Below are 16,891 nucleotides of genomic sequence, written 5' to 3' on the forward strand. Positions count from 1 at the left end.
GGGGGAGCATGTATCCGACACTTCAATATTTCTTAAGAGCATATTGCACGTTAAGTGTGTATGAGGATGAAATAATAAATGTAATGACTGAGTTTCTAGAACAAGAGGATCAGGAAACAATTGAAAAATTAAAAAGCGAGTTATTACATATAAAGCAGACAGAGGCATGGGAAGAAGGTTGTTTAATAGTAGCTAAACAAGGAAGCCGTATATGGTCTTTAGAAGAGACGAGGGAACATATGGGGACATTTGTACGTTTATTGCAAAATAAAAAGGCGTGAATCATCACGCCTTTTTGTATACGCTTTTTGAAATTTGGCCATTTGAGATGACTTGACCGTTTTGTGTTACTTTTTTATATGTGACAGCCGTAATTTTATTTTCAGTCTCGCCAATTACTTTTGATGAAACTTCTACGTTCTTGCCAGTAGGTGTACCGAAAATACGTGTAGTTATGCTGCTACCATTGGAAAACGCTTGAATGTAAATATATTTTCCAGTATTATTTTTGAATTTTAAATCTGGGCCATAATCTGCTACAGCAGCATCTTGACCAAGTGGCAAGTAATGAACAGGCATAGAGTGGTTACTACGAGCAACAACTCCTAAATCAGCACGTAATGCTGCCCCATATAGGGTACTACTCACTTGGCAAACCCCACCACCGGCGCTCTGGACAACTTTTCCTTGTAGGAATACAGCAGCAGATCTATAGCCATGCGCAGCATCTGTAATACCAACGCGTTCATTGAAACTAAATGTTTCATCAGGTGCTACAATTGCTCCGCTTAAAGTATTAGCAGATTTGTTTACATTAAAGGATTGGCTCCCGTTTCGACCAGCCATAGGAGTAGAATATTCAGCAATCACTTGTGTAATCCCCATATTTTGCATATCTTCTGTAGAGCGTTCGGGCTTTATAGAGGCAATTGGGAGCTGAATATCTTGTGTACCAGCAGTAATTGCTTTTGCTGTTAATTCTTTTAATTTATCTTTATCAACTTTTTCGCCATTTTGACTTTGACTAATATTTACTGTTGTTCCGGAAACACTTAATTCAGCATTTACAGGTTTCTCTAAGGTTTCATTATATTTTTCTTTTATAAAGGCTTCATAAGTAGTTGTATTTAACTGTGGCGTTAGTTTATATTCACGTTTTAACTCGCCATTTTCAGCTTGTTTTCGCATTTTATAGCGATTTATCACATTTCCTTTTTGCTCTTTAAAGATCTTTTCGACAATTTCCGTTTCTTTATATTCAACACCTAAGTCTTTCCACGTATAAGCTTGTGTATTGCCTTGGAATGTATAGTTAAGAGATTTTTTGTTTGATTCATCAATTTTTTGTTGAATAATTTCTTGAACATCTTTTTTACTTTTACCATCAAGAGAAGTGCCTTCAAATGTAGTATGTGGTAATACATTTATATCAAGCTGTTTATTCAATTTAGACACGTATTGATAACCACCAATCCCACCTGCACATAGTAATATTCCACCAGTGACAGCAGAACCAATCAGTAAGTTACGTAGCTTCATTTACTTCCCCCCAAAAAATTAATATATAAGGTCATATGTATTCATTTTTAATGTATAAATGATAAAAATAGTATTATGTATGTACTAGTATACTATTATTTTAATTGTGGGTGTAATATTTTTATAAAAAACGTTACAATTTTGTAACATTTGTCTCTTTTTGTCATTATTTGCGAAAGAAAATGAAAGTATTTTGTTGAAAATTATAATAAAAAGGCTGCTGGGAAAGTCCTAGCAGCCTTTTTATTATAATTTTTTATGTTCAGTTTTATTCGTAACATCGAGATGTTGTTTCAATGTTTTAGATATGTCCTGTACACTCTTTTCGTCAGGAATGTAGTAGTAGATGCCACCTATATATTTATCGTCACCTTTTACTTGGAGTTTATCCATCTTTAGATTTGAGCCCATTGTGCTCTTTGTAATTGTCATCATGTCATCAAATGTTAAGTTTGTTTTTAAATCATGATCAACAGCATCTAATAAGCTGCTAATTTTATTAATGGAATTTATGGATAGCGCTTTTTGAGCAATGGCTTCCAAAACAAGTTGCTGACGCTGACCACGCATATAATCGCTGTCGATATGACGAGTTCTAGCTAAAGCAAGTGCTTCTTCACCATTTAAATGCTGACGCCCTTTTTTTAGATGGATTGCACCTGGTTCGTCCTTACTATTTTGTTCTGTAAATTCAACAGGAACATCAACATCGATGCCACCAAGGGAATCTACAATTTTTATAAAGGATTTAAAGTTAAATTTAACATAATAGTCAACAGGAACATTTAAAAAGTTCTCGACGGTATCAATTGTACTATCTACGCCTCCAAATACGTGAGCATGCGTAATCTTATCTTGTTTATCACGTGATTTAATATATACACGAGAGTCACGTGGTATACTAACAAGTTTTACTGATTTATCATTTTTATTAATTGTTGCAAGTAATAATGCATCGGTACGCGTTGCTTTGCCGTAAGATTTTTCACGGAGGTCACTTTCATCAACACCCATAATAAGGACAGAAACATTGTCCGTCATCGGCTTAACAGCTTTTTCTCGTTTATCCGATTTATCTCCTCTATCTAATTTAGAATATGCATTATTTACAATTGATTTTGCTTTACTGTATATATGGAAGGAATAGCTTCCGCCACCAATTGTTACAATAAGTAATGGAATGAGAATAAACCATAGTAGGCGTCTTTTTTTAAATCGCCTCTTTGAGGTTCTATTCGTGTTTTCTACATCAGATTTCATTATTTAGTTCTCCTTTAAATCATTCAATTTGCATATTATCTTATAATGCATAGACGAGACACATAAAAGACATTGTACGCTAAATAGATGTTGTTGTACATGTATAAAAAAATAGATGTCTCGAGTATTTATGAGACATCTATTCGTATTGTATACAAAAAGTATGAATAAGAAAAGGATTAAATTTTACCTTCTTATAGCATAATGCTTACAATAATTGCAGATAAAATGCTGACGAGTGTCGCACCGTACAACAGTTTTAAACCGAAGCGAGCAACGACATTTCCTTGTTCTTCATTTAATCCTTTAACGGCACCAGAAATAATTCCTATAGAAGAGAAGTTTGCAAAGGATACAAGAAAAACTGAAATAATGCCTACTGTACGAGGAGTGAGGCTGTTTGCAAGCTTACTGAGATCCATCATGGCTACAAATTCATTCGTTACAAGCTTTGTAGCCATAATACTTCCTGCTGCGACAATTTCGTTACTTGGCACACCAATAAGAAAAGCGATAGGAGAGAAAACATAACCAAGTAATTGCTGAAATGTAATTCCAAAAATAATATGGAATAAATCATTGATACAGCTAATTAAGGCAACAAATCCAATCAGCATAGCACCGACAACAATAGCAACACGAAATCCATCTAGAATGTATTCTCCAAGCATCTCAAAAAAGGTTTGCTTTTCACCCTTAATTTCTAAAATATCTTCTTCTTCTTTAACATCATATGGATTAATAATAAGTACGATAATAAAGCCGCTAAATAAATTTAAGACAAGAGCAGTTACTACATATTTTGGTTCAATCATTGTCATATAAGCACCGACGATTGACATCGATACGGTCGACATGGCGGAGGCGCATAGTGTATAGAGACGATGTTTTGGAATTTGCGCAAGCTGTTTTTTTACGGTAATGAATACTTCTGATTGGCCTACAATGGCAGAAGCGACAGCATTATAAGATTCAAGCTTTCCGAGCCCATTTATTTTACTAAGGAACAAACCGATCCAACGAATACAGAATGGTAATATTTTAAAATGTTGTAAAATACCAATTAAGACGGAGATGAAGACAATTGGTAAGAGTACATTTAAGAAGAAGGGCATTTCACCTTTATTCGTAATACCACCAAATACAAAGTTTACCCCAGATGCAGCATAGGCCAATAATTTCGTAAATACATTAGAAATCATGGTTACAAGTATGAGGCCGATTTCTGTATTTAATAGTAAAAAGGTTAAAATTAACTGTATTATAAGCATAATGAAAATCGGTTTGAATTTGATATGCTTTTTATTGTTACTTGCAATGAAGGCAAGAAAGAAAACAACGGCAAGACCGAGAAAAAAAGTAACAAATTTCATAATAAGCCTCCTTATGATATGTTCTGTTATATAGGTTTTTCATTTCAAGGGAGAATATGCATGTTTGGTAAAGAGAGGAATGAAGTAGAGTATGAATATATCTAGAGTGCATCATATTGCAATTATTTGTTCTGATTACGAAATATCTAAAAATTTTTATGTTAATATATTGGGATTTAATGTGTTAAATGAAGTTTACAGAGAAGAAAGGGATTCGTATAAATTAGATTTATGTGTAGGAGGACAGTATCAAATTGAGTTATTTTCATTTCCAAATCCTCCAAAGCGGCAAAGTTTTCCTGAAGCAGCTGGTCTTAGACATTTAGCATTTGCAGTTACAGATATACATGAAGCAGTGGGGCATCTAAAGCGATGTGGAATAGAGACAGAGCCAATACGTGTTGATGAAATAACAGGGAAACAGTTTGTGTTTTTTCAAGATCCTGATTGTTTACCATTGGAGTTATATGAGGACTAAAATTGGGGAAATTTATATAGGTTTGCTTTTTGACAAATGAAGAGAATAAGAACAAAGTGAAACTTCCATTCGTTTTTCATTCAATCAACTTCTTTGATTGGGAGAAAACTTCTTTTAAAAAGGAGGTGTAACTTTAGCTAAGAAAAGCTAAAGGTGTTCTTTGGAAATTGCTAAATTAATCATGGTTGTTATTCTTATTGCATTAACTGGTTTTTTTGTGGCGGTTGAATTTGCGATTATAAAAGTGCGTAGTAGTCGCATTGATCAGCTTGTAGGAGAAAAAAAACGTGGCGCACTAGCAGCTAAGAAAGTGATTTCAAATTTAGACGAATATTTATCCGCATGTCAGCTCGGAATTACAATTACAGCTCTAGGACTAGGTTGGTTAGGTGAACCAACGATAAAGCATGTATTAGAGCCGTTATTTTTAAAAATTGAATTTTCACCTGCAATTGCGAGTACTGTTTCTTTTATTATTGCATTTGTCGTTATTACATTTTTACATGTTGTGATTGGAGAGCTAGCACCAAAAACCTTTGCCATTCAAAAAGCGGAGCAAGTAAGTTTGTTGCTATCTCAGCCGCTCATTTATTTTTACCGGATTATGTATCCGTTTATTTGGGCTCTAAATGGCTCAGCTCGTCTCGTGACTGGCATATTTGGATTATCCCCTGCTTCTGAGCATGAAGTTGCACATTCAGAGGAGGAATTAAGACTTATTTTATCGGAGAGCTATAAAAGCGGAGAAATTAATCAGGCGGAATTTAAATATGTAAATAATATTTTTGAATTTGATAATCGGTTAGCAAAAGAAATTATGGTTCCACGCACTGAAATAGTTGGTTTATATGAAGATGAACCGTTCGAAACACATATTAAAGTGATTGGACAAGAAAAGTATACAAGGTATCCTGTATTTGGAGAGGATAAAGATGAGATTATTGGGATGGTTAATGTAAAAGACTTATTTATTCGCTATATGGATGGTGGACAAAACGAAGAATGTTCTATTATTCCGTATACGAGACCTGTTATTGAAGTTTTGGAAAATATCCCAATCCATGACTTGTTACTGCAAATGCAGAAAAGAAGAATTCCCCTTGCCGTTTTATATGATGAATATGGGGGGACGGCGGGAATTGTAACACTTGAAGATATTTTAGAGGAAATAGTTGGTGAAATTCGGGATGAATATGATGAAGATGAACATCCACCCATTGAACATATAAGCGAAACGTATAAAATTATCGATGGAAAAGTACTCATTAGTGAAGTGAATGATTTGCTCGGTTTACATTTGTTTGCTGACGATGTAGATACGATTGGTGGTTGGATTATGATGCAAAAACAGACAATTATTGAAGGCGATGTCATTGAAACGGATGGCTGGATTTTCAAAGTTCTTGAAAAAGATGTGCATCAAATTAAACGAGTAGAAATAAAAAAAGTTGAAGTGGAAGATACAGCAATTGCGTAATCTTTATAAATTAGAAGTATGAGTGCGTCATCGATTTTGCAGAAAAATAATATTGTTTGCGCTTTCAAAAAAGGTACTATATATTGAAAGAAGATATAGAAATATATCTCTTACAAAAATCATATTTTTATAGAAATCTTTTTTAGGTCATCGATTTAGAATGAAAAGTATAGGTGATGAAAAATGGTAGCAACGAAAGGGATACGTATTGAAAAAGATTTTTTAGGAGAAAAGGAAGTACCAAATGCAGCTTACTATGGTGTTCAAACATTACGAGCAGTAGAAAATTTTCCGATTACAGGATATCGTATTCATACGTCATTAATTAAAGCAATGGCAATGGTTAAAAAAGCTGCAGCACGTGCAAATATGGAAACAGGTTATTTGTACGCAAATATTGGGGAAGAAATTGCAAAATCGGCTCAGGAAATTATTGATGGGAAGTTTCATGAGCAGTTCATTGTAGACCCAATTCAGGGCGGGGCAGGGACTTCTATTAATATGAATACAAATGAGGTTATTGCAAACCGTGCACTTGAGAGAATGGGGCATGAAAAAGGAAACTATGCAATCATTAGCCCGAATACACATGTGAACATGGCGCAATCAACAAATGATGCGTTCCCAACAGGAATTCATATTGCGGCGCTTATGATGCTAGAAGAACTTCTTATTACAATGGATGCACTTCATCGTGCATTTACCGATAAAGCAAAAGAATTTGATCATGTGATAAAAATGGGGCGTACACATCTGCAAGATGCAGTTCCAATTCGTCTTGGGCAAGAATTTGAAGCATATAGCCGAGTGCTTGGGCGTGATATAAAACGCATTAAGCAGTCTCGTCAACATTTGTATGAAGTGAATATGGGCGCAACGGCTGTTGGGACCGGATTAAATGCAAATCCAATTTATATTGAGCAAGTTGTAAAGCATTTACGCAGTATTAGCGGATTTCCACTAGTTGGTGCAGAACATTTAGTGGATGCAACGCAAAACACAGATGCGTATACAGAAGTATCAGCAGCACTAAAAGTATGTATGATGAATATGTCTAAAATTGCAAATGACTTGCGCATTATGGCATCTGGCCCACGTGTCGGATTGGCTGAAATTCAATTACCAGCTCGTCAACCAGGATCATCTATTATGCCAGGAAAAGTAAATCCAGTTATGGCAGAAGTAATTAATCAAGTGGCCTTCCAAGTTATTGGAAATGACCATACAATATGTTTAGCATCAGAAGCAGGACAATTAGAACTAAATGTAATGGAGCCGGTGTTAGTATTTAATTTAATTCAATCCATTAGTATTATGAATAATGCATTCCGCGTATTTCGTGAGTATTGTATTAAAGGTATTACTGCAAATGAAGAATTGTTAAAACAATATGTCGAGAAAAGCGTTGGGATTATTACAGCGGTGAATCCTCATATTGGATATGAGACGGCATCTCGCATTGCTCGCGAAGCGATTGAAACAGGTAAATCTGTTCGTGAGCTTTGCTTAGAGCATGGTGTGTTAACAGAAGAGGAACTTGATATTATTTTGGATCCATATGAAATGACACATCCCGAAATTGCTGGTGCGTCGCTATTGAAGAATAAAAAATCCTGATACTGTATGTATTAGGATTTTTTTTATACCAAAGTATAAGAATGAGTGAATGGTTAGAAAGAAAAAGATAAAAAAACGATCCCACGTGAGGGATCGTTTTCATCTTTTAAAAGATATTAAATATAGAGTTAAGTTGAAGTAAACTAATTATGACTAAGAAAATCAAACTATATTTCATTGCTGTTTTAAATAGGACAGATTCTTTACCGACTAGTCCAACTGCCGCACAAGCAACTGCTACAGATTGTGGTGATACCATTTTTGCCATTGTCCCGCCGACTACGTTTAAAGCAACAAGTGTAGAAGGTACGATATCTAATTGTGCTGCAGTTACTGCTTGAAGTGGTGCAAATAGTGAACCACTTGATACTACAGAGCCAGTTAAGAATACGCCAATCCAACCTAAGATTGGAGATAAGATTGGGAAGGCCTTACCAGTAGATGATAAAGCTAGTCCAAGAGTAGAAGACATACCAGAGTAGTTTGTTACATATGCTAATGCAATTACACTACAAATTGTATAAATTGGAGCTTTCAACTCTTTTAATGTTTCAATAGTTAGTTCTTTAACCAATTGGCCTTTTGCGCGATATACGAGTAAAGATACGATAATTGCTAGTACAATTGCAGTAGTTGTAGATGAAAATACATCTAGCTTGAAGATTGCTGCAAATGGTGTATCCGCATTTACAATTGGTGTTGTTTTAATAACGTGATTGTGTAAACCAGGAATCTGGATATTAAATACTAAGTTTGCTAACGCACCGTTTGGAGCGAATAAACTTTTGATTGCTTTTAAATTGAAAATTGTTACGAATGCAGTTAAGAATGCAAATGGTGACCAAGCGTATAAAATTTGTTTCATTGTGTAGCTATGTTTTTCTACTTGTTCTTCAGTTTGAGCTGAAGATTTTGGTTGCCATACACGTAGGAATAATGCAAGTGCAACCATGCTGACAACTGCAGCGAAAATATCAGTTAATTCTGCGCCAAGGTAGTATGTTACAACGAATTGAGTAATAGCGAAGGAACCACCACTTACAAGGATACCTTGCCAAGTTTCTTTAATTCCTTTAAAGCCATCTACCATTGCAACAAGTAAGAATGGTAATACAAAGCTAATGAAAGGTAATAATGTTACAGTTTGACGACCGACAGTTAAGGCATCTATTTGTGTTAATTGAGCAGGTACTGTAACTGGAATACCCATTGCTCCCATTGCTCCACCAGCAATATTTGCAACTAAACAAATACCTGCTGCTTTTAATGGGTTAAATCCCATACCTACAAGTAATGCTGCTGTAATTGCAACTGGTACACCAAATCCAGCTGCACCTTCTAAGAAAGCACCGAAAGAATAAGCGATTAATAACACTTGAAGGCGACGGTCATTTGTAATACTTGAAATACTGTCGCGAATGACATTAAATTGTTCAGTTTTTACTGTTAATTTGTAAAGGAAAATAGCTGCAATAACAATTGTACAAATTGGATAAAATCCAGCTGCTACACCAAATGCAGCTGATGATACAGCCATAGTTGCAGGCATTTTGTAAACGAATATGGAAAGAATGATTGCTAAAATTACGCTATAAAGTCCTGATAAATATCCTTTGATCTTAAATACTGTTAAACAAAGAACAAAGAATAAGATTGGAAGAGCAGCGACAAGTGCTGATAACCAAATGTTGTTCAACGGGTCATAAATTTGTGTCCAAGTATTCATAATAATGACAACTCCTATCTATAATATGTGAAGACATTCACATTATTTGTGAAATAATTCACAATCAACTTACATTGCCTAGTATATTCCTCTTCAACACTATTGTCAACGTAAAAAAGTATAATTATTCCATGATAGTGTTAACTGTAAAAATTCCGTTACATTTTGTTCATAAACTAGACAAAAAGAGGAATCGTGTATATTAAAGTACACGATTCCTAATTTATCCCGCATTAACGGGCAGTAAGATCCACACTTCAAGATTTAGAGGGAAATGAGGAAGATAGGTGGGGATGAAGAAAACCCCACTGATGGACTCTCCATATACTCAACCATATTTTCAGATGTCATTGGTCCTACATGTTTAAAATGAATAATTCTTTTGTCATCAAGAATAAAGGAGGAAGTTTTGGATAATTGTATAGTCAAGTGCAATATTAATTAAGACTATTATTAACCGCTTTTTAATTGTGGATCCTCCTCTTTACCAAAATTTAACTCTTTTTATCGTAACAAAGCAATTTTTATAGGTCGAATAACTAAAAAGATTACATTCACATATCATTTAAGAACAATATTTTACAATATTATTACGGTGAATATTGTGAGTGAAAAAATATAACAAAAAGGTTGAGAAAACAGCATTTAGAAGCAAAGTATTCCGATCTGTATTTTTTGCTTTTTCACTAAGCCGTGTAGTATAATATTCAAAATCAGCAGGGGTTTCTGCCCTTAATTGTATGTTGATAAAAGGAGGAAATAATTTTTTTATTTTAGGTTGATAAAGTTGTGTCGTAACAGGAAATATAAAAACAAATATATAAAAATAAATAAAGAGAAAATAAAAATGAAAAAATGAGGGGAACTTTATGAATCAAAATCAATTTGATTGTCGTATTTCAGAAGAGGATGTACAAATGCTACGAGCGTTAGCTCACCCGCTCCGTCTTCGCCTTGTAATGGAGCTTATGGGGCGTGGAACTTGTAACGTAACACAATTGCAGGAAGTATTAGAAATTCCGCAATCTACTGTTTCACAGCATTTAACGAAATTAAAGCAGAATAAAGTTGTTCGTTTTGAAAGACGCGGCTTAGAAGTATATTATCAAGTGCATAATGAGAAAGTAAGTGAAGTTGTAAAGACATTATTTTCATAAAATTGAATATTATAGAAAAAAGACGTGCGGAAATGCACGTCTTTTTTCTATAAAAATAGGCGTGAAAACCCCACTTTAAGATCTGAAGGAGATAAGTGACAGGAGTTTTCACGGAATATATTTCAAAGAGAAATGAGAAGATAAATAAGAGTGTAATAAGTAAAAGGAGGAATGAAGGATGGATGTAAAGCGCGTAAAACAAATTTTATCATCTTCGAGTAGAATCGATGTAACTTATCATGGTGTACCGGTTTGGATTGAAAGTTGTGATGAGGGAAGTGGAGTTGCGAATGTACATGATGTGAAATCACCAAATGAAACAGTACAAGTAGATGTTACAGCGTTAGAAGAGCAATAAAAAAAGCGGAGAATTTTCTCCGCTTCTTTTTTATTCCATCATACGTGCAATTTTTTTAGAGAACATAAGAAGTACTAAGCCAAGTACGATTACGATAATACCGATGCTTGCGAATACTTCTAGATATCCTAAAGATTGCGTGAAGGCAGCTAGTGCGCCAGCTAGATAGTTCGCCATACCAGAACCAGCTAACCATACTCCCATTAATAGGGATGCTAATTTTACAGGAGCAATTGCACTTACCATTGATAGACCGATTGGTGATAAGAATAGTTCACCAATTGTATGGAACAGGTATGTGAATACGATGAATAATAAGTTTGCTTTAGTAGCAATATGTGCTTCATCGCTTCCAGTTTTCAGAACAGCTAATGTTAAAACAAGGTAGCCAATGCCTAGTAAAATCATACCAAGTGCCATTTTTGTTGGAACTTTTAAGTCACCATTTTTTGTTTTAGATAGTTTCATCCATAACATAGATACGAATGGTGCTAATAGTACGATAAATGCTGGGTTAACAGATTGGAACCAAGATGTTGGAACTTCCCATCCGAAAATTGTACGATCAACAAATGTGTTTGTATATAGTGTTAAAGAGCTACCAGCTTGTTCAAAACCTGCCCAGAAGAAAACTACGAAGCAAGTTAAAATGATGATTGCCCAAGTACGGTTCTTTTCTTGTTTTGTTAAAGGTTTTTTCTCAATTACTTTTGCGTTTTTGTCTTGTGACTTTTTACCTACAACTGTTGTTCCTGCATTACCAAGGTAACGAGGAGCTAATAGGTTAAAGAAAATCTGTCCAACAATCATACCGATACAAGCTGCAAGGAACCCGTATTTATAACCCATAACCATAACGCCATTAGCGCTTGTTTTAAAGAAATCTTCTGCAAGGAATCCGCAAATTAGTGGTGCAAAGAAAGCCCCTACGTTGATACCCATGTAAAAGATTGTAAAAGCACTGTCACGGCGTGAATCATTTTCACCGTATAGTTCACCTAAAAGTGTAGAAATATTTGGTTTGAAGAATCCATTACCGATGACTAATAATCCTAGTCCTAAAAAGAGACCGGTTTTTGTATTCATTGAAAATAGTACAAAGTTACCAATTGCCATAATAATACCACCAAGGGTAATTGCATGACGTCTTGTAATAAAGTGGTCAGTTAACCACCCACCTGCAATTGGTGTGAAATATACTAATGCTGTAAAAATTCCGTATAATTGTACTGCAAAAGCCTTGTCGAATCCAAGACCGCCGCTTACAACAGTTGTTGTTAAATAAAGAACTAAAAGGCCACGCATTCCGTAGTAACTAAATCTTTCCCACATTTCTGTTAAGAACAACAAATATAATCCAGGTGGATGTTTTTTTGGTGATTGTTGTTCTTCAGCTTTTTTTAATTTTAAAGCTGCATCCATTTTGCTTCCCCCTAATCCTGTATAACGGATATTTATGTAATCATTTTAATTTACAAAATATTTAGAAGTCAATAGAATTATATGGAAATAGAAAGAAAATTTCTTAAACAATCTATTGAATCTCTATCCGTTATCGTATTTTTCCCTGAAAACGAGATAATAAGCGTTTTCAAATGTAGTATTTGAATTCTAAAAGAAAATAAAATAAAGATTAATCAGAAAATTTAGATTAAAACAATTCTTCTGATATAGAGAAAATATATTTTATTTGTTATTATAATATAACATATTGAGAATAAAAATACAAAATGAAATAATGTGACACTTTTATGAAATAAAAAACAGTTCCCCTTTTTGGGGAACTGTTTTGAATAAAGAGTTTATTTTACAAATCGTTTTTCAATGTCATCTAGCATTAAGTTCGCAGCCATTACACCGCCAGCTGTATTCCAAATCACATCGTCAACTTTGTATACTTTACCGTTTTTGGAAGCATTTAAGTTTTTGAATAGAGGATCGTTGATATATTCTTTTTCTAATTCAGAACCTTTTTTCTCATTACCTTTATCATATGTGAAGTAGAAGATGATATCGCCATCCATTGCAGGAATGCGCTCTTTAGATACATTGCGTTCTGCAAAGTCATTTTTGTTTTGATCACCAGGACGTTTGAAGCCAAGCTCTTTTAAAATAACACCAGAGAATGTATCGCCATGATAAATACGAACATCACCAGGCATAAAGCGTACCATAGAAATTTCTTGATTTACTTTATCCCCAAGTTTGCCTTTTAAGTCTTTTATACGTTTGTCGTAATCAGCTAATACCTTTTGACCTTCTTTATCTTTATTTACTGCTTTTGCATAAAGTTTAAAGTTATCTTTCCATTCACCGCGTAGTGTTTCTGAGAAAACAGTAGGAGCAATGCCTTTTAATTGCTCGTATATCTTTTCGTGACGCAGTTTGTTACCAATGATTAAGTCGGGTTTTAAAGAAGCAATTGCTTCTACATTGGGCTGAAGCTCGGTACCGACAGTTTTTACATTTTTTAGTTTATCCTTCGTATGTGGATACCATGGGTTACCGGTAGGTGATTCAGCCGCACCGACTGGTGTTACACCAAGGGTAAGTAAAGCTTCTGTTCCTTCATTTGTTAAAACAACGACACGCTTTGGATTAGCAGGAACTTCTGTTTTACCCATTGCATGTTCTACAGTAATCATTTCTTTCTTTTCTTCCTTTTTAGGCTCAGCCTTGTTATCAGATTTCCCACATGCCCCTAAAAGAAGTGAAAATGATAGTACGAATGCAAATAACGCAAACGAGTTTTGTTTGACGAAATTCATTATGTATCCCCCTACATATTGAGAATAGTTTTCATTATCAAAATCGATATTACGATTTTATAAATATATTGTCAATAGTAATAATTTACAATCATTATCACTGCAACTGAAAATAATTATTACTATCATTGACAATGCGAATTAAGTTACAATACACTAACAACGTATCATTATACATTGAAGGAGAAACGCTGCATGTTATTAAAAACAAATCAAGCAAAATGGGTTGGATTATTTGTTGGAATCATTGCAGTTATTGCTTGTATTTGGGGGAGTATTATTTTGGGATATACAAATACAAGTGGGAAATTAGCATTGGATGCTTTTTTTCATTTTAATGGTTCGAATGAACATATTATTATTCAAAACGTACGTCTTCCACGTGCGCTTATCGCTGCTAGTGTTGGTGCTAGTTTAGCCATCGCTGGTTGTTTTATGCAAACTTTAACTAAGAATCCACTTGCTGCCCCAGATTTTATTGGATTAAACTCAGGTGCTGCCTTTTTTATTGTTGTAGCCATTGTTGTTTTTTCGATAACATCTTTGTCAGCGTTTACGTGGATCGCCTTTTTAGGTGCAGCAGTTGCTGCAGCACTTGTATTTGCTTCTAGTTCTTTAGGAAAAGAAGGGACAACTCCTCTTAAGTTAACGTTGGCAGGGGTAGCGATAAGTGCCCTATTCTCTTCTTTGACACAGGGACTGCTTGTATTAAATGAAAAAGCGTTAGAAGAAGTGTTGTTTTGGCTTGCTGGTTCCGTACAAGGTAGAAAGTTAGAAGTATTACAATCCGTATTTCCATATTTATTAGTTGGTTGGATTGCCTCTCTCCTGATGGCAGGGAAAGTGAATACGCTAATGATGGGAGAAGATGTAGCAAAAGGGCTAGGACAACGAACAGTGATGATGAAGGCATTTGTACTACTTATTATTGTTTTATTATCAGGTGGATCTGTTGCTGTTGCAGGACCAATTGGATTTGTTGGAACTATTACCCCTCATTTCGCAAGAGCTCTTGTTGGTGTAGATCATCGCTGGAGAGTTCCGTATAGTGGTTTGCTAGGTGCCATTCTACTATTATTTGCAGATATTGCTGCGAGATATGTGATTATGCCACAAGAAGTTCCAGTAGGAGTTATGACAGCATTTATTGGTGCACCATTCTTTATTTATATTGCACGTAAGAGAGGGCTTAGCAAATGAAGAAGTATATTCCGTTTCGTATAGGAAAAGACGGCCTCTCGTTTTTAATGTATAAACGAGCTTGTCTCGTCTTGTTGGGTTTATTCGTTGTTTTAATAGGATTATTCTTTGCAAGCGCAGGTATGGGGGAGATGAAGATCGCCCCATATGATGTATGGCAAGCAATTACTGGAAACGGTGATGCGATGTCTAATATGGTTGTAAATAAGTTCCGTATGCCGCGCATTTTAATTGCAATTCTTGTAGGGATAGCTCTTGCTGTAGCAGGTTGTATTTTACAAGGACTCGTTCGAAATCCGCTTGCTTCGCCTGATATTATTGGAATTACAGGTGGTGCAAGTGTAGCGGTTGTATTATTTCTTGCTTTATTTAGTGATAAGAACAATGCATTAACAGTAAGCATTCATTATATGCCGCTAGCAGCATTTATTGGTGCAACTGTCGTCGCATTTTTTGTATATTTATTCGCATGGAGAAATGATGGATTATCAGCAGTTAGTCTTATTTTAATAGGTGTCGGATTTTGGGCACTGACAAAGGCAGCGACAACATTATTTATGCTGTTAGCGCCAATCTATCAAGCGAGCCAAGCAAATGTATGGATTACCGGTACTGTTTACGGATCTTCTTGGCAAAACGTAGGGGTATTGGCACCTTGGGTTCTTATCTTAACAGTGGTTGCATTTATATCGGCGAGACATTTAAATGCACAAGAACTTGGTGATGATATTGCTGCCGGACTTGGGATTCGTTTAACAAAATCACGTTTTTTCCTGCTACTCCTAAGTACGGCGTTAATTGGGGGAGCGGTTGCTTTTGCAGGTGGAATCGGATTTGTTGGTTTAATGGCGCCGCATATTTCAAGAAGATTAGTTGGTTCTTTATATGGTGCATTACTTCCAGTAGCAGCTATTGTCGGTGCGATTTTAGTACTTGCTGCCGATTTAATTGGGCGCACAGTCTTTGCTCCGCTTGAAGTTCCAGCAGGTGTATTTACATCAGCAATCGGTGCTCCGTATTTTATTTATTTACTTTATAAAAGTCGAAATTCATAAAGGAAAAAAATACATAGATGATTTTCTGTCTATAAAAAACGGAGTAAAGGAAGATGAACATGCAAAAAGCACTAGAGACTAAATCGTTAACATTGTCTTACGGTGAAACAACTATAATTAATGAGTTAAATCTAGAGATTCCAAAAGGAAAAATTACGATTTTTATCGGTTCTAACGGCTGTGGAAAATCAACTTTATTACGTTCGCTTGCTCGTTTATTAAAACCGACATCGGGTGATATTTTATTAGAAGATAATGCAATTCAAAATATGCAAACGAAGCAAATTGCGCGTCAAATGGCAATTTTACCACAAGGACCTCAAGCTCCAGAAGGACTTACTGTACTGCAACTTGTGAAACAAGGACGTTACCCATATCAAACATGGCTGAAGCAATGGTCAGAAAAAGATGAGGAAATGGTACAAAGAGCGCTTGCTGCAACAGGTATGACGGAATTTGTTGAACGTGATGTTCATGCTCTTTCAGGTGGACAACGTCAGCGCGCTTGGATTGCTATGACGCTTGCACAAGATACAGATATTATTCTGTTAGATGAGCCGACAACATACTTAGACATGACACATCAAATTGAAGTGCTAGATTTATTATTTGAATTAAATGAAACAGAGCAAAGAACAATCGTTATGGTACTACATGATTTAAACTTAGCGTGCCGCTATGCAGACAACATTGTAGCCATTCAAGATAAACAAATTTATGCGCAAGGTAAACCAGAAGAAATTATTGATTGTAAATTAGTTCGTGATGTATTTCGGATGGATTGTCAAATCATAACCGATCCGTTATTTGGAACGCCGCTTTGTATTCCGCAGGGAAGAGGAAGATGTTTACTTCCACAAGCAGCGCAGGTAGTGAAATGAAA

General features: G+C 35.3%; 15 protein-coding genes. 9 read left to right on the plus strand and 6 right to left on the minus strand.

From position 1 onward, the window contains the following. The first annotated feature begins 8 nt into the window (after positions 1–8). Positions 9–281 (plus strand): hypothetical protein, encoded by a 273-nt coding sequence (locus BPMYX0001_RS02730; RefSeq protein ID WP_018765579.1) that lies wholly within the window; start codon positions 9–11, stop codon positions 279–281. A 4-nt stretch (positions 282–285) separates the two neighbouring features. On the opposite strand, the gene BPMYX0001_RS02735 is transcribed toward BPMYX0001_RS02730, so the two are convergent. The 3 genes from BPMYX0001_RS02735 to BPMYX0001_RS02745 form a co-directional block, all read right to left on the minus strand. Then, complete coding sequence (locus BPMYX0001_RS02735) at positions 286–1,539, minus strand: VanW family protein (protein ID WP_006093503.1); 1,254 nt, start codon at positions 1,537–1,539, stop codon at positions 286–288. A gap of 246 nt (positions 1,540–1,785) precedes the next feature. Continuing rightward, the gene (locus BPMYX0001_RS02740; protein WP_033798616.1) at positions 1,786–2,802 is read right to left on the minus strand and encodes an LCP family glycopolymer transferase; all 1,017 of its coding nucleotides are present in this window, start codon (positions 2,800–2,802) and stop codon (positions 1,786–1,788) included. Positions 2,803–2,993: 191 nt separating this feature from the next. Then, positions 2,994–4,172 carry a NupC/NupG family nucleoside CNT transporter gene (locus BPMYX0001_RS02745; protein WP_006093505.1) on the minus strand — a complete coding sequence of 393 codons (1,179 nt, stop codon included), beginning with the start codon at positions 4,170–4,172 and terminating at the stop codon, positions 2,994–2,996. A 91-nt stretch (positions 4,173–4,263) separates the two neighbouring features. On the opposite strand from BPMYX0001_RS02745, the gene gloA2 reads away from it, so the two are divergent. From gloA2 to aspA, 3 genes are all read left to right on the plus strand, one after another. Continuing rightward, positions 4,264–4,650 carry an SMU1112c/YaeR family gloxylase I-like metalloprotein gene (gene gloA2, locus BPMYX0001_RS02750; protein ID WP_018765578.1) on the plus strand — a complete coding sequence of 129 codons (387 nt, stop codon included), beginning with the start codon at positions 4,264–4,266 and terminating at the stop codon, positions 4,648–4,650. A gap of 160 nt (positions 4,651–4,810) precedes the next feature. Beyond that, a complete protein-coding gene (locus tag BPMYX0001_RS02755; protein ID WP_006093506.1) occupies positions 4,811–6,127 on the plus strand; it encodes a hemolysin family protein in 1,317 nt (438 codons plus the stop codon). 183 nt (positions 6,128–6,310) lie between these two features. Continuing rightward, the gene (gene aspA, locus BPMYX0001_RS02760) at positions 6,311–7,744 is read left to right on the plus strand and encodes an aspartate ammonia-lyase (protein ID WP_006093507.1); all 1,434 of its coding nucleotides are present in this window, start codon (positions 6,311–6,313) and stop codon (positions 7,742–7,744) included. A 106-nt stretch (positions 7,745–7,850) separates the two neighbouring features. On the opposite strand, the gene BPMYX0001_RS02765 is transcribed toward aspA, so the two are convergent. Then, the gene (locus BPMYX0001_RS02765) at positions 7,851–9,470 is read right to left on the minus strand and encodes a lactate permease LctP family transporter (protein ID WP_003205851.1); all 1,620 of its coding nucleotides are present in this window, start codon (positions 9,468–9,470) and stop codon (positions 7,851–7,853) included. Between the two features lie 869 nt (positions 9,471–10,339). Here BPMYX0001_RS02765 and BPMYX0001_RS02770 point away from each other — a divergent pair. Both BPMYX0001_RS02770 and BPMYX0001_RS02775 read left to right on the plus strand, forming a co-directional pair. Further along, positions 10,340–10,627 carry an ArsR/SmtB family transcription factor gene (locus tag BPMYX0001_RS02770; RefSeq protein WP_003195107.1) on the plus strand — a complete coding sequence of 96 codons (288 nt, stop codon included), beginning with the start codon at positions 10,340–10,342 and terminating at the stop codon, positions 10,625–10,627. Positions 10,628–10,805: 178 nt separating this feature from the next. Continuing rightward, positions 10,806–10,985, plus strand: coding sequence for an acid-soluble spore protein H (locus BPMYX0001_RS02775; protein WP_006093508.1), 180 nt, complete (start codon positions 10,806–10,808; stop codon positions 10,983–10,985). A 30-nt stretch (positions 10,986–11,015) separates the two neighbouring features. Here BPMYX0001_RS02775 and BPMYX0001_RS02780 read toward each other — a convergent pair whose 3' ends face one another. Then, positions 11,016–12,407, minus strand: coding sequence for a peptide MFS transporter (locus BPMYX0001_RS02780; RefSeq protein ID WP_006093509.1), 1,392 nt, complete (start codon positions 12,405–12,407; stop codon positions 11,016–11,018). Positions 12,408–12,787: 380 nt separating this feature from the next. Then, the gene (locus tag BPMYX0001_RS02785) at positions 12,788–13,753 is read right to left on the minus strand and encodes an ABC transporter substrate-binding protein (protein WP_006093510.1); all 966 of its coding nucleotides are present in this window, start codon (positions 13,751–13,753) and stop codon (positions 12,788–12,790) included. 195 nt (positions 13,754–13,948) lie between these two features. Here BPMYX0001_RS02785 and BPMYX0001_RS02790 point away from each other — a divergent pair, with 195 nt between their 5' ends. Genes BPMYX0001_RS02790 through BPMYX0001_RS02800 form a run of 3 tightly spaced genes read left to right on the plus strand, consistent with a single transcriptional unit; the run spans position 13,949 to position 16,889 of the window. After that, positions 13,949–14,953, plus strand: a complete 1,005-nt coding sequence (locus tag BPMYX0001_RS02790; protein ID WP_006093511.1) for a FecCD family ABC transporter permease — start codon at positions 13,949–13,951, stop codon at positions 14,951–14,953. Next, positions 14,950–16,008: a FecCD family ABC transporter permease gene (locus BPMYX0001_RS02795; RefSeq protein ID WP_018781929.1), complete on the plus strand. Its 1,059-nt coding sequence runs from the start codon at positions 14,950–14,952 to the stop codon at positions 16,006–16,008. The genes BPMYX0001_RS02790 and BPMYX0001_RS02795 overlap by 4 nt, the downstream gene beginning before the upstream one ends. Before the next feature lie 53 nt (positions 16,009–16,061). Continuing rightward, entirely contained in the window at positions 16,062–16,889 is an 828-nt protein-coding gene (locus BPMYX0001_RS02800; protein ID WP_006093513.1) for an ABC transporter ATP-binding protein, read from the plus strand. The last annotated feature ends 2 nt before the right edge of the window (positions 16,890–16,891 follow it).

It is taken from the genome of Bacillus pseudomycoides DSM 12442 (assembly GCF_000161455.1).
Lineage (GTDB): Bacteria > Bacillota > Bacilli > Bacillales > Bacillaceae_G > Bacillus_A > Bacillus_A pseudomycoides.